The organism is Pseudoalteromonas sp. SG45-1 (assembly GCF_014164135.1).
GTDB lineage: Bacteria > Pseudomonadota > Gammaproteobacteria > Enterobacterales > Alteromonadaceae > Pseudoalteromonas > Pseudoalteromonas distincta.
Genome location: NZ_JACJEP010000045.1, coordinates 1 through 12,851, shown reverse-complemented (window position 1 = coordinate 12,851; position 12,851 = coordinate 1). Strand labels below are relative to the sequence as shown.

Sequence of the window (12,851 nt, the reverse complement as noted above, 5' to 3'; positions counted from 1 at the left end):
CTAACCAACTGAACTACCACTCCAGCGCATATTTAAACTGTTATTTTTTCTTATTGGCGGAGTGGACGGGACTCGAACCCGCGACCCCCGGCGTGACAGGCCGGTATTCTAACCAACTGAACTACCACTCCATAATAAGAATATGTTTTACAACCATACGTTGTGTAAGTGTTGGCGGAGTGGACGGGACTCGAACCCGCGACCCCCGGCGTGACAGGCCGGTATTCTAACCAACTGAACTACCACTCCAGCTTTTACTTACAAGTTTTACGAAAATGGCGGAGTGGACGGGACTCGAACCCGCGACCCCCGGCGTGACAGGCCGGTATTCTAACCAACTGAACTACCACTCCATATTTTCGTTGCTGTTTAGGTCTCCCTGACAGCGGCGTGAATAATACGAACCAACCCCTATTTCGTCAAGGGCTTTTTTGTTTTTTTATAGGTTTTTTAGTCATCTGTCATCGAAAGGTTTAAAATTTCACCTGATCTGTCATTTTTTGAGCCATTTTTACCGACTTGATTTTTTCCTGTGTCGGCAACACCACCTTCACTTGTTTTCTTTTTCTTTAAAAAAGGCAGCTTCACTTTAAATTTAATCGGTTTTTTCTGAACAAATATACGAATTAACAACCAACCGAGTAATAAAATGAGCGTATTGCAGCCTACAATTAAACTAATAATTGCCGATGTGGCCATTTTTTCTTCAACAGGCTCACTCTCAATCATTTTATCTGGCGTAATAATTGTTGCCGAATCAATTTCGGGCACCGCTTCTATGGGTCGTTCTATCTCAAATTTATACGTTGGTAGCGTTGCCGTAAATTCACGGCCATTAATATTAGTGCCAAAAACAGACAGTTCAACACTATATCTACCCCAATCATAATTTTTAACACTAAGCTGACGTGAGTCTTTAGCTGCAGCATCTATGGTAAACATTTGCTCTTCGTTATTGGGATAGTAGATTTTTCCCTGGATGATGACTGTCTCTGGCTTAACAATACTTGGGTCTATATTTATAGTTAACAGATGCTCGTCTGTGTCTTGCTCTGCTAACGCGGCTTCGGTTACAAAAGGTGGCTCGTGCACTTCTATTGTATTTTGCACAATGCGACGCTGCAGCAGAGGTGTTGCCACGTAAAGCTCTGGTGTCCATTCACCCGCAGGAAAATCTAAAGTAAACTCGCCGGTAAACACACCATCTTTAGGACGCTCATCAAATCCACGTCCATCGTCTTTAAATTCCGCTACTTCTTGAATGCCTGCGCCAAAGTTAGCAAAGTTTTCATTGTTGGTACTTACAAAGTCAACATTAAGGCTCACAACATCCCTAAATAGGTTTGTGTTAATTGGCTCACCGTCGTTTAGTATTTTCCCGGTGATTTTTATTGTCTCCCCCCTAAACAACATTGAAGGAAGAGGCTCTGCCTCAAGAGATATTTCGCCTAATACAACTATTCTGCTGTCGGGTAAAATACTGCCTATTACTTGCCAAGGACCCGCCATAGGTTTTTTTATGGTAACTAAATCGTAGCTGAGTTCGTCAAACCAATCTAAGTTAGGGTTTTTAACTGAGTCAGTAGCAAAGTACTTACTGCCATCGGGCCGCACTAAAATAACAGCAGGTGCACCTGATTTTCTAAAAAACAGCAGTGTTATTTCATCTATTTTGCTATCTATGCGAAAACGATTATCAAGTAAAGGGATCTCATTTTGATGCCCATCGCGCTTGAGCACTTCTACTTGTTTTACGCCATATGCATTGCCAGTAAATAAACTAGCGGCACATAACGCTGTTACAAAATACATCGTCTTCATTAAATCGCCTTATTCTGCGCGCCATATACATTGGCCGCCTTCTTTGTTTACAAGATCTAATCGTGCTTCGTGTGCGCTTTGCTCAGCGTCGCTTGCTCGCAATACAACTAATGGGGCTCTATCACTATTTAAACGCTTTATACCGCCTTTCTGTTGCTCGCTGCCGTCATCTTTGTTTTGATTCAAATTCAGCTTTGTTTGACCACCCGTCATGGCAAGGTAAACATCGGCTAAAATTTCAGAATCCAGTAGCGCGCCGTGAAGTGTTCGCTTTGCGTTATCTACATCGTAACGACGACATAATGCATCAAGATTGTTCTTTTGACCTGGATGCAAGTCACGCGCCATTTTAAGCGTGTCGAGAACTTGACAAAAAGTCTCTGTTTTAGGATAGCCCTGATTAAGTAGTGCAAATTCATTATCCATATGACCAACATCGAACGGTGCGTTATGAATAACTAACTCTGCCCCTTCAATATAGTCGAAAAACTCTTGGGCAATTTGATGAAATAACGGTTTATCACGTAAAAATTCGTTAGTGATACCGTGAACGTCGATTGCTTCTTCTTCGCTTGGGCGTTGTGGGTTTATATAAACGTGAAAGTTATTGCCTGTTAAACGGCGATTTACTAACTCCACACAACCAATTTCTATAATACGGTGCCCTTGTTTAGGGTCGATGCCGGTGGTTTCTGTATCTAAAACTATTTGTCTACGTGCCATATCGAATTTAGCCTGATTCTGGTATCTTTCTATAATCACTTTATTGTACATAAGATCAAGGTAAAACAGTGCAAAAAACCGTAGAGATTTACACCGACGGCTCATGTTTAGGTAATCCAGGCCCCGGCGGTTATGGTATTTTTATGATTTATAACGGCCACGAAAAAGAAATGAGCCAAGGTTATAAACTCACAACAAATAACCGAATGGAAATGCTCGCGGCTATTGTTGCCCTAGAATCACTCACTCGAGAATGCGATGTAAACCTAACAACCGATAGCCAATATGTTAAGCAAGGCATTGAATCGTGGATCACTAACTGGAAAAAACGTGGCTGGTTAACATCAGCTAAAAAGCCGGTTAAAAACGTCGATTTATGGAAACGCTTAGATAAAGCCTGTAGCGAGCACAATGTAACTTGGAAGTGGGTTAAAGGGCATAGCGGCAATAAATACAACGAAATAGTTGACGATTTAGCGCGCGATGCCGCTGGCAGTAAAGATTTACTAGAAGATGTAGGCTACCAGCCTTAAATTTATTCTAAGCTAGTTGTTATATCAATTTTATTAAAAACATGTTCATTCTATCGCATTAAATAACTCACTAACTGCGTTAAAAATTATTCATATAGAACAACTATATGTCACAATTTTCGCCTTGTTAATGTGCTATTTTCTTAGCGCTATGATAGATCACTTATTTAATGCAATTGGTATTATTTTTTTGCTCGCACGATTTAAAGTGTTGCTTTGACGTTTGTCTAAGCCCTGCCCCTTTTACTGGTGCAAACTGCGGCCTAGCATGCCACTTAGGTTTTATCGGCGTAAGTGGCGCAACTCTCTTTCGTGCCACCAGCATATAAACACTGCCCATTGGTTTTAAATACTGTTTTGCAAAAGTCCGCCAAAACTCAAATCTTGATAACCTGTTACCTCTTGCCAGTGATGAATAAATAAAACGTTCGTCACTTACAATTTCAAAACCCAATAAATTTAGCCAATCTTTAACCCTCGCAGGGGTAAAAAAGCGCCCCGTCCATGGTAACTTCTGACCACTAAAAGGCAGCATTTGTGCAAGCCCACACAAACTAAACGGATTAAAACCAGTCACTAGTATATAACCGCCCGGAATAAGCGTGCGATGTGCTTCTCGTAAAATGTGATGTGGGTCTGAATGATACTCTAAGCAGTGGCTTAGTATACAAGCATCAATACTGTGCTCGTAAAATGGCAATTCATCTATGTCAGCAACTACCCCAGTGTAAGGCCCAGGCTCTGCAACACACACTTGGTGTTTAATCGTACTTATACTTGTGTTTAATTCGCCACTTAAATTACCCAACTTAAGCATATGATAGCCAAACATACGCGGAAGCCATTGCTTCATTTTACGTTCAATATCTGTGCGTAAATAATCCCCATGAGGAAACTGCTGCCACGACAGTGGTTTGGGTCCTTCTTGAAAACTAAGGGCTGGTTTCATTTTTTGAGCTCGTTATACTATGCGATAAGTGTCACTTTATAGAGCAATTTACCATGGTGCAAGTCAAAGCAATTAAAGCCTTTTCTGATAATTACATTTGGTGTTTAACTACCGATAACAGTAACCAAGCATGGGTAGTCGATCCAGGTCAAGCACATCCCGTATTAACCTACTTAGCTGAGCACAAACTAACGCTTGGTGGTATTTTAATTACGCATCATCACTACGACCACACTGATGGCGTAGCTGAATTAGTTGACGCCTATCCAGATATATCGGTTTATGGCCCTGCAAATAGTCCATTTAAAGGCGTCACTCACGCACTCACTGATGGACAAAGCATCAGTGTGCTTAATATTAACTTTACTATTTTTGCAACCCCTGGGCACACGCTTGATCATATTTGTTACACAAATGATGAACTTGCTTTTACAGGCGATACATTATTTAGCGGCGGATGTGGGCGCTTATTTGAAGGCACGCCAAAGCAAATGTGGAAATCTTTTAATAAACTAAGAGAGCTGCCTGCAAGCTGTGTTATTTATTGCACGCACGAATACACGCAAGCTAATCTTGCCTTTGCCAAAGCAGTTGAACCACGCAATCCAGAACTCCTTGAGTACAGTAAAAAAGTAGATGAATTACGCAGTAATAATCAAATTTCTCTACCGACCTCTATTGGACAGGAGCTAAAAATAAATCCATTTATGCGTAGCGATTTGCCAACCATTATAGAGTTAGTGCCAGAGAAATTTATCTCGGTTACAAAAAACAATGAACCTTGGGGAAACTTTGCGAGTCTGAGACAGTTCAAAGACAATTTTTAATGCAAAAACTAATACTTTAATATTTATTTCATTAGAATCATTAACTTAAGATATAGTGATGATTCTATTTCTGCGTTTTAAAAAGTCATTAAGTGGCAATGTTAACTCATAACAGGTAGTATTCGCCGAGTTTTTTACCCGATGTATTGGTATTTATGAATAAATCTCCCCTATTAGTAGCCTTGGCGTTAGCGCTAAGTGGTTGTCAAACTGTGACAACATTAGAGTCAGACTCTCAAGTTGCCACGCAAGCAAACCAACAACTCGAAGGCGCAAGTCCTAACGACATTAACAATGCATTGATGGTAAACGCACAATATCAGCAAGTTGACTCTGATGAGCAAGAAGCGCCCGTGTTTGATGATGTGTGGGAGCGAATTCGCTACCAACTTTCTATCGAAATACCGCAAAACCGCCCTGTTGTTACTGAACGTAACTATTACGCTCGCCACCAAGCCTATTTAGATCGTATTTCTAAACGTGCAGAACCTTACTTACACTTTATAGTTGAAGAAGTAGAAAAGCGCGAAATGCCAATCGAAATTGCACTACTGCCTATTGTAGAAAGCGCATTTGACCCGTTTGGTTATTCTAATCGCAGCGCATCGGGCATTTGGCAGTTTATGCCTGCAACCGGTGAGCGATTCGATTTAAAACAAAACTGGTGGTACGACGGTCGTCGCGACATAGTGCAGTCGACTCGCGCAGCACTTGACTACTTATCGTATTTACATAAAACACTTGAAGGCGATTGGCTAAATGCGATTGCTGCTTACAACTCGGGTGAAGGGCGCTTGATGCGCGCGATTAAAAAGAATCGTAAAAAGCATTTACCTACCGATTTTTGGTCTCTTGATTTACCTAGCGAAACAACAGCCTACGTACCAAAGTTATTAGCACTTGCCGATTTATTAAAACGCTCAGATGATTTTAACGTTACATGGCAACCAGTAATTAATGCACAAGTGGTTGAAGTGGTTGATGTTGGCTCGCAAATAGATTTAGCACTTGCTGCTGATATGGCCGATATGACGCTTACTGAGCTATACAGATTAAACCCTGGTTTTAACCGCTGGGCAACTGATCCTAATGGCCCACATTCTTTATTACTGCCAGTAGATAAAGCAGAGCAATTTAGCCAAAAACTAGCAAACACTGATGTTAAAAACAGATTACGCTGGCAACGTTATATTGTGGCTCGAGGCGACAGCTTATCAGTAATTGCCAAAAAGTTTACAACGAGCTCAAGTGCAATCCGATCGCTTAATAAACTCAAATCAAATACGATTAAAGTAGGCCAAGAATTATTAGTCCCGCTTACTGATGGCGCTATAAATAGCGAACATTTACCAAAGCAGATGCGCTTAGCTGCTAATAAAGCAACTCGCACAAAGCTTTCGCACACAGTTAAAAGTGGCGACACGTTATGGGACATTAGCCGCGAATATGACGTAACTATGGATGAGTTGGCTAAATGGAATAAGCTAAAGAAAAACTCTGTACTGCGCCTAAATCAAAAACTTACTGTGTATAAGTCAGCTAATAAACCACAAGCAACGGCAAGTACCAACCGTACTATTACATACAAAGTACGCCGTGGTGACTCACTTGCACGTATTGCGTCTAAGTTTAATCTAAGCGTTAACGAAATTATTAAGTGGAATAATTTAGCCGGTCAAAAATACTTACAACCTGGCCAAAAGCTAAAACTTAAAGTAGATGTCAGAAGTAGTTAATTTATAAAACTATATTAAAAGTAAAAAGGAGCGCATGCGCTCCTTTTTTAATACTTTAAAATTAAAGGATTAAGCAGGTAGTTTTTCTAGCCATACTTTTAACCAAGGCTCGGTTACCGGCCACGGTTCAAAATCTTCACATGCATCTATTTCTAGGCGGTTGCCCACAGGCTTTGCTTGTAAATCACGAAGTAGCTCGTCAAAGCTTCGCCCTGCGCCACAAAATGTATCGCCGTAACATCTGTCACCCATTGCAATTACACCAAACGGTTTATCGGTAAGCATTGGGAAAGTGCTATTCATTGCAAAGTACAATCCGGCCAAATTACTCGGTACATCACCTTGGCCTGTTGTGGAGGTAACAATTAAAATATGCGATGCATTTTTTATATCATCAAGCGATGCTTCTGTAATTACTGTAGCAGTATGACCCGCTTGCTCTATTGTGGCTGCAACTTCATCGCTTAAACGCTCTGCACCGCCATTAACGCTGCCTACAAAAATACTAATATGTGCCATTAATAATCCTTTTCTTGCTCTGGCCAACCTAGCTGCTTACATATTTCAAGCATGTCTTCACCTAGTGGCGCTTTAATTGTTATTGATTCATTACTATAAGGGTGCACAAAACTAAGCTCTGTTGCAAATAACATTAGGCGTCTTAGCTCAAAATGCTCCCTAAAAAATTGATTATGCTGATTATCACCGTGATTTACATCACCAATAATAGGCAGTGATAAGTGCTTTAAGTGTCTGCGAATTTGATGCTTGCGCCCCGTTTTTGGAAAGCACTCCACTAACGAGTAACGCACTGTTGGATACTTACCTATAGGAATAGGCAATGCAGCTTGGTGCAAGCAATTAAACTGGGTTTGCGCTTCTTGCGGTGCTTTATCTTGATCTGCAAACTTATCGGCTATTTTATCAAGTTCTTCTTTAAGCGGTTTATCTAAAAATACTGACTCTGGCGCAAAGCCGCGCACTAAGGCCAAATAGCGCTTAGCAATAGTACCTTCAATAAATAGCTGGTTCATATCGCGAGCAGCTTCCGAGTTCAATGCAAACAGCAATACGCCCGACGTAGGTCTATCGAGCCTATGTACTGGAAATACATGTTGCCCTAGCTGGTCGCGCAACATTTGCATAGCAAACTGGGTTTCGTGTTTATCTAAAAACGAGCGATGCACTAATAAACCTGAAGGCTTATTTATAGCCACATAGTTTTCATCTTGATACAAAATAGTCAGCTCGCCATATTCAATAGGCGCTGGACGCTCACTCATTTGGTTCTCCTAAAAAGGTATCAAGGGCTGTTAGTAATTCAATAATTTCATCGCTTCCGGCTTTATTCACAAGTGTCATTTGCGCCATAGGGGCAATAGCAAAGTTACGCGGCAGTGGTTGCCTATGTGTTATTAATTGCTGTATTTTTTCAATAAATACAAATTGTAACCACTGCTCAAATGCCATTGTATCGTGACAAAAAGGAGTATTTGAAAGCAGTGCCTCAGCGTCTATTGGCTCACTTTGCCAAAGCGCGTGTTTTTGTAAAAGTGCCGTTAGCTGCACTAAATAAGTTTGGGTTTGCTGGTACATAACCACCCTCTTTTATATATGTAATGCAATTATACCCTGTTCCCTCACAAGCGGCTATGACGTATAATTAATGTAATTTTGCAGTAAAAACAGTTGAGAAAACAATGAGTGATCAAATAGCTACATTAGGTCAGCTTTTAGATGGTGCGGGTACTCAGTGGCGTGCTTTTGATATTGGCAGGCACATTACTAAGCTTGATAAAAAACAATTTTTAGCTATTGAACAAGCTCAAGTGCCTTACCCTTATCCACTTGCTGGTCATGCATGGCTCGCTATTCAATTTTGGGATACTAAAGCAAGTAAAGAACCGTATGTATGGTTTTTAAAATTTTCACTTGATGAGCAAAGTATGCTGGTAAGTGCTAGTCGCGATCACTTTGCTGATATGGTTATTCAAGCGCTAGGCACTGAAATTACAGGCGAGCAAGCCGATGGAAAGCTTGATAATAACCCTTATGTTTTTACACCAAACGCAAATAAATTAGCGGCATTTAACGCCCAAGTAAAAGTACTATTAAAACAGCCTGCATCGCAGTATTACGAGCATGCACAATTGTACTTTAGCGGTAAAATTGGTTTTGATAATTGGCAAAGTGTTGCACTACAGGGTATTGCCGATTTTGCACTACGCTTAGACAGCGATACAAACTTAAGTAATCTGCAAAAAGCATGGGCGCATTTACCTATTGAAGTACTACAACCACTCAGTGCCATGCTTGAACACGTTGAAATACCAACATCAATGAGTGAGTTACTTGTTGATTACACACAGACCGCAATTAGTAATAACGATACATTAGCTATAACCGCAGCACTAAGATCAGCTTCAAAAGGTCAAGCTCAAGGATTATGCGCTCAATTAGTTGATACTGTACTAAGCTCACCAGTGAAGCACGACTCTGACGTGTTACTAACAATAGCTGGGCGGTGTTTTAAACAATTAGAAAACCCTGAACGCTTACATGTATTTATGGATAATTGCGCGCATCATCAAAAAATTGAAGAATTGTTTCCAAGTATTTTTGCTGACTTAGTTGCAATACCAACTATTCGCCCGCATTTATTAGGCTTATTACGTAAAGAAAATCGTAGCGAAACCCTCGCGCGTGCAATTGGAAGGTTATTCTCTTAAATGGCAAGTTTATGGACGTTCATACTTATTGGTAGTGTAATTTACTTATTTTGGCTTAACCGAAAGGTTGCTGAAGCGGCGAACGTTCATGCTAAACGTCAAAGTGAGCAACTGCAGGTGCAGTTAATGAGTGTTGCATGCACAAAACGCCGCTTTGGTTTTTTAAAGAACGGCAAGCCAGGCATTAAAAGTGAATTTATATTTGAGTTTTCAAGCGACGGTGAAAATGCTTATCAAGGTGTGTTAATTATGGAAAATGAGTTTTTGAAAAGTGTGGTTGTTCCACCCCATAAAATATAAAACTTAATATACTTTAGGAGTATATGTCTTAAATTAATAAATTTAATTCAACACAAAAAACTAAGGCGTAACTAAAGTTACGCCCCAATTGGACTGCATCCTGCTAGATATCCATTATCTTAAATCCGTATTATCATCCCCTGAACGAGTAAACAACCTTGTTTACCCTCACATTGCATCCTGCAATATCCATGGCCACCTTGGCAAACCCACGAAATCTATCGTTTGGCTACATCCGTAGCATCATCCCTGGTAATCCTTTAAAGTAGCTCCTGCCACTTTTGCATCCTGCAATATCCATAGCCATCTTGGCAAACCCACGAAATCTATCGTTTGGCTACGTCCAGTAGCATCATCCCTGGTAATCCTTTAAAGTAGCTCCTGCCACTTTTTGCATCCTGCAATGTCCACTTGCCATCTTGGCAGTCCTGCGTAAACTAACGCTCCTGCTACTTCCTGTAGCGTCATCCGTGATTATCCTAAAGTAACTCCTAGCTACTAAGTGCTTCATGCACTTCCTTATTCTTCCTTGTATCCGTTTTAGCTTGTCCTTTATACTTCCTGCTAGCGTCTGCTATGTTGCCTATTCCGTATCCTTGGCAGTAACTCAATCATTGAGCTATGTCGTCTTGACAAAGAGAAGTTTAAAGCAATCAGGGGGGAGAAATAGGACTTAACATTAAATAAATAAACGTCACAAAAATGAAAAATAAAAATAGACTTTAAATAACAATAGCTTGAATGAAAAAAGGCTACTTATTAATAGCCTTTAACTGAGAATGCTCACGACAATGTAAGATATATCTCACGGTCTTATGTCCGTTTGGGCGCATTGGCTTACATTATAATTTTAAATAGTTGGCTCAATTATTGATTTAAACAGTAACTCGCCCTCTACTTGGTTAAAAGTAAGGTGTTTAAATGCTTCAAACTTTTCAGTTTTAAAAAATTCAATGTGCTCCTTACGTGTTACAAATACAGCCATCCCTGTAGACTCAGCGTTACATTTAACTAAGTCGTCAAGCCCACGTAGTAAGTAACGACCAAAGCCTTGTCCATGAAAATGCGGATCTACGGCAATAAAAGCTAAAAAATAGTAATTGCCTTTTTGCTTAAGGGCGTCTCTAATTGTTTGTTCTTTATCTATTAATTGATTTGTTTGCAAGTAGCCCGCACTCAGCATTAATTTTAAACGCCAGTGCCAATAACGCTGCGCTTGTAATTGGCTATTAGATTCAAATACACACGCTACTGCTTTTAATTTATCATTGCGGTATAAACCAATTAATGGCTGTTTTTCTTGCCAAAAACTACTGAGTTCTTCGCGAATTAATGATCGTAATTTTTTTTCGTAAACTGATTTATTTTCGTCATTGTAGCTAAGCATGTTTAGTAATACAGGATCGTCATGATAAGCCTGATAAATTAGGCTCGCTGCAGTACTAATATCTTCTGCAGCTAAATACTGTACGCTGAACGTATCAGCTGGTGTGGTTACACTCATTGTATTTCCTTTATTATTTTAGCTATAGGCTGTTTAACTTTAAACCTAACTATATACCTAAAATTATTAACCGTAAATTCAGCGAGAGTTTAACTAGCAGGAGGTACAGTTAGGTACTAGTATGAATTTTCATTCATTTAAAGGAGCAATATCATGGATACGACAAAACACGACATTAACACACTTTTTGCACAGCTTGGATTACCAAATAGTGATGAGCAAATAGATGCATTTATTGCCTCACATGAATTAGAAGACACAACATTACTCCAAGAAGCTTCTTTTTGGGATGAGGCACAACAGCACTTTTTAGCTGAATCCCTTGCACAAGACGGAGATTGGAGTGAAGTAATTGACGAGTTAGATGTACGCATTCGTCAAAGTAAGTAATTTTATTTAATGTACCCTCCCTTATTTATTGCTAACATAGCATCTGCGCAGCATTTATATGCTGCGTATTTATTTTATTAAAGAGTTATATATCTAATGAATTCAGTTGTATTTGATGCAATCAAAGCCCTTCTCGATGAAGGCAAAACCCCTACTGTAGCACTAACTAAAAGCCGTTTGGCGCAACCGGTTCCAATGCCGATGATTATTGCAGCAGTAAGCCAATATAAAAACAATCCTGATTCAATTAATAACTTCATGAGAAACCCACAGCAGTCAGATAATACTGAGCTTAAAACAAGTCAATTAGATAGAATTGAGCAAAAACTCGATAAACTTCTTGCGCTGCTAGAACAAAAATAATTTGAGACTATAAATGTTCGTTGTTGATTTAACTTTTGATTGCTACCAAGACACCACCCTAGAACAAGCCGAACAAGCAATAAATCGCTTAGTAAATGCACTGCGTTTTAATGGTCAAATAATGGGGGAAGAATTTCCAACCGTTTTAAAAGATGGATTTTTTATTACCCGCGTTATGTGCCCTACTGAAGATGCAATGCACCCGCTAAATAACAGCCCGTTTGTTAAGCACAGTATCGAAAAGTTACATAGTGCAGGGCTACTTGCGCCAAAAGTGAAAGTGATTGGACAAGATATTCATTCCAACGGCGCTGATTGCTGTAAAGAACCATCAAGTTATATTTTATATACAACCTATGTGCATACGTGTAGCCCGCTTTATTGTGGTGACGACTTTTTGCCCGTGCCGCTATTTCGTATTCCGGCAATTGCTAATGGTGATTACAAAACACTCATAAAATGGCAAGAAGATTGGCAAGCCTGCGATCAAATTCAGATTAATGGCGCAACCCGTTGTGAATTCCCCGCACTTGAAGAAATATCGAGTATTAAAAGCGACTTATTTAGACGCGGAAAAGACATAACAAAACGCATTAGCTTTTTAACTAAAAAACCGACCTATTATTATTTATACCGCGTGGGTGGTGTAGATAAAGCGTCTGAGCTTGAGCGAAAATGCCCTAGCTGTAACGGCAATTGGAAATTACCTGAGCCGTGGTTTGGGTTATTCGATTTTAGGTGTGAGCCATGTGGCTTAGTGTCTAATATATCGTGGGATTTTCAGTAACCATTAGGGCGTGTTGACCTTTGTGGATTGAAATTTGCTCAATCTAGGGACGATTTAATCGCGGCGCGAGGTTTGTAACCTAGTGGGCTCGGTAACTGCTCCTGCGTTACCCTACTGGCTTACATCCATGTAAGAATAAGTAAAAACCGAGCAAAGCTTCCGCGTCCTGCTCACGCCCCTTACCTACAT

The 12,851-nt window shown here is 40.1% G+C and carries 15 protein-coding genes and 3 tRNA genes; 8 read left to right on the top strand and 10 right to left on the bottom strand.

The features are described 5' to 3' along the window. Positions 1 to 54: 54 nt before the first annotated feature. From H5117_RS19820 to dnaQ, 5 genes are all read right to left on the bottom strand, one after another. Positions 55 to 131, bottom strand: a tRNA-Asp gene (locus H5117_RS19820). Between the two features lie 41 nt (positions 132 to 172). After that, positions 173 to 249, bottom strand: a tRNA-Asp gene (locus H5117_RS19815). A gap of 27 nt (positions 250 to 276) precedes the next feature. Continuing rightward, a tRNA-Asp gene (locus H5117_RS19810) sits at positions 277 to 353 on the bottom strand. Between the two features lie 97 nt (positions 354 to 450). Continuing rightward, positions 451 to 1,821, bottom strand: a complete 1,371-nt coding sequence (locus tag H5117_RS19805) for a TIGR03503 family protein (RefSeq protein WP_182738970.1) — start codon at positions 1,819 to 1,821, stop codon at positions 451 to 453. A 9-nt stretch (positions 1,822 to 1,830) separates the two neighbouring features. After that, positions 1,831 to 2,544, bottom strand: coding sequence for a DNA polymerase III subunit epsilon (dnaQ, locus tag H5117_RS19800; RefSeq protein ID WP_024606537.1), 714 nt, complete (start codon positions 2,542 to 2,544; stop codon positions 1,831 to 1,833). Positions 2,545 to 2,612: 68 nt separating this feature from the next. Between dnaQ and rnhA the strand changes: the two genes are divergently transcribed. Then, entirely contained in the window at positions 2,613 to 3,077 is a 465-nt protein-coding gene (rnhA, locus tag H5117_RS19795) for a ribonuclease HI (RefSeq protein WP_002963021.1), read from the top strand. Positions 3,078 to 3,240: 163 nt separating this feature from the next. Here rnhA and H5117_RS19790 read toward each other — a convergent pair whose 3' ends face one another. Then, a complete protein-coding gene (locus H5117_RS19790) occupies positions 3,241 to 4,026 on the bottom strand; it encodes a class I SAM-dependent methyltransferase (RefSeq protein ID WP_182738969.1) in 786 nt (261 codons plus the stop codon). Positions 4,027 to 4,079: 53 nt separating this feature from the next. On the opposite strand from H5117_RS19790, the gene gloB reads away from it, so the two are divergent. Both gloB and H5117_RS19780 read left to right on the top strand, forming a co-directional pair. Continuing rightward, entirely contained in the window at positions 4,080 to 4,853 is a 774-nt protein-coding gene (gloB, locus tag H5117_RS19785) for a hydroxyacylglutathione hydrolase (protein WP_182738968.1), read from the top strand. A gap of 155 nt (positions 4,854 to 5,008) precedes the next feature. Continuing rightward, positions 5,009 to 6,589: a LysM peptidoglycan-binding domain-containing protein gene (locus H5117_RS19780; protein ID WP_149602939.1), complete on the top strand. Its 1,581-nt coding sequence runs from the start codon at positions 5,009 to 5,011 to the stop codon at positions 6,587 to 6,589. 69 nt (positions 6,590 to 6,658) lie between these two features. Here the strand turns inward: H5117_RS19780 and H5117_RS19775 are convergent, their stop codons facing one another. Genes H5117_RS19775 through H5117_RS19765 form a run of 3 tightly spaced genes read right to left on the bottom strand, consistent with a single transcriptional unit; the run spans position 6,659 to position 8,185 of the window. Beyond that, on the bottom strand, positions 6,659 to 7,108 hold the full coding sequence (locus H5117_RS19775; protein ID WP_010553680.1) for a flavodoxin: 450 nt from the start codon (positions 7,106 to 7,108) through the stop codon (positions 6,659 to 6,661). Then, positions 7,108 to 7,872, bottom strand: a complete 765-nt coding sequence (truC, locus tag H5117_RS19770; protein WP_024597672.1) for a tRNA pseudouridine(65) synthase TruC — start codon at positions 7,870 to 7,872, stop codon at positions 7,108 to 7,110. The genes H5117_RS19775 and truC overlap by 1 nt, the downstream gene beginning before the upstream one ends. Continuing rightward, on the bottom strand, positions 7,865 to 8,185 hold the full coding sequence (locus tag H5117_RS19765) for a YqcC family protein (protein ID WP_002963030.1): 321 nt from the start codon (positions 8,183 to 8,185) through the stop codon (positions 7,865 to 7,867). The genes truC and H5117_RS19765 overlap by 8 nt, the downstream gene beginning before the upstream one ends. 104 nt (positions 8,186 to 8,289) lie before the next feature. Between H5117_RS19765 and H5117_RS19760 the strand changes: the two genes are divergently transcribed. Together H5117_RS19760 and H5117_RS19755 are read left to right on the top strand one after the other, a co-directional pair. Continuing rightward, complete coding sequence (locus H5117_RS19760) at positions 8,290 to 9,318, top strand: DUF3549 family protein (protein WP_182712740.1); 1,029 nt, start codon at positions 8,290 to 8,292, stop codon at positions 9,316 to 9,318. Next, the gene (locus H5117_RS19755) at positions 9,319 to 9,618 is read left to right on the top strand and encodes a DUF3301 domain-containing protein (RefSeq protein ID WP_002963032.1); all 300 of its coding nucleotides are present in this window, start codon (positions 9,319 to 9,321) and stop codon (positions 9,616 to 9,618) included. Between the two features lie 850 nt (positions 9,619 to 10,468). Here the strand turns inward: H5117_RS19755 and H5117_RS19750 are convergent. After that, positions 10,469 to 11,122 (bottom strand): GNAT family N-acetyltransferase, encoded by a 654-nt coding sequence (locus H5117_RS19750; RefSeq protein WP_024597670.1) that lies wholly within the window; start codon positions 11,120 to 11,122, stop codon positions 10,469 to 10,471. Between the two features lie 153 nt (positions 11,123 to 11,275). On the opposite strand from H5117_RS19750, the gene H5117_RS19745 reads away from it, so the two are divergent. The 3 genes from H5117_RS19745 (at position 11,276) to H5117_RS19735 (ending at position 12,662) form a co-directional block, all read left to right on the top strand. Next, the gene (locus tag H5117_RS19745) at positions 11,276 to 11,512 is read left to right on the top strand and encodes a DUF2789 domain-containing protein (protein WP_002958240.1); all 237 of its coding nucleotides are present in this window, start codon (positions 11,276 to 11,278) and stop codon (positions 11,510 to 11,512) included. A gap of 96 nt (positions 11,513 to 11,608) precedes the next feature. Continuing rightward, on the top strand, positions 11,609 to 11,875 hold the full coding sequence (locus H5117_RS19740) for a hypothetical protein (protein WP_007378199.1): 267 nt from the start codon (positions 11,609 to 11,611) through the stop codon (positions 11,873 to 11,875). 13 nt (positions 11,876 to 11,888) lie between these two features. Continuing rightward, the gene (locus H5117_RS19735; RefSeq protein WP_182738967.1) at positions 11,889 to 12,662 is read left to right on the top strand and encodes a Zn-ribbon-containing protein; all 774 of its coding nucleotides are present in this window, start codon (positions 11,889 to 11,891) and stop codon (positions 12,660 to 12,662) included. The last annotated feature ends 189 nt before the right edge of the window (positions 12,663 to 12,851 follow it).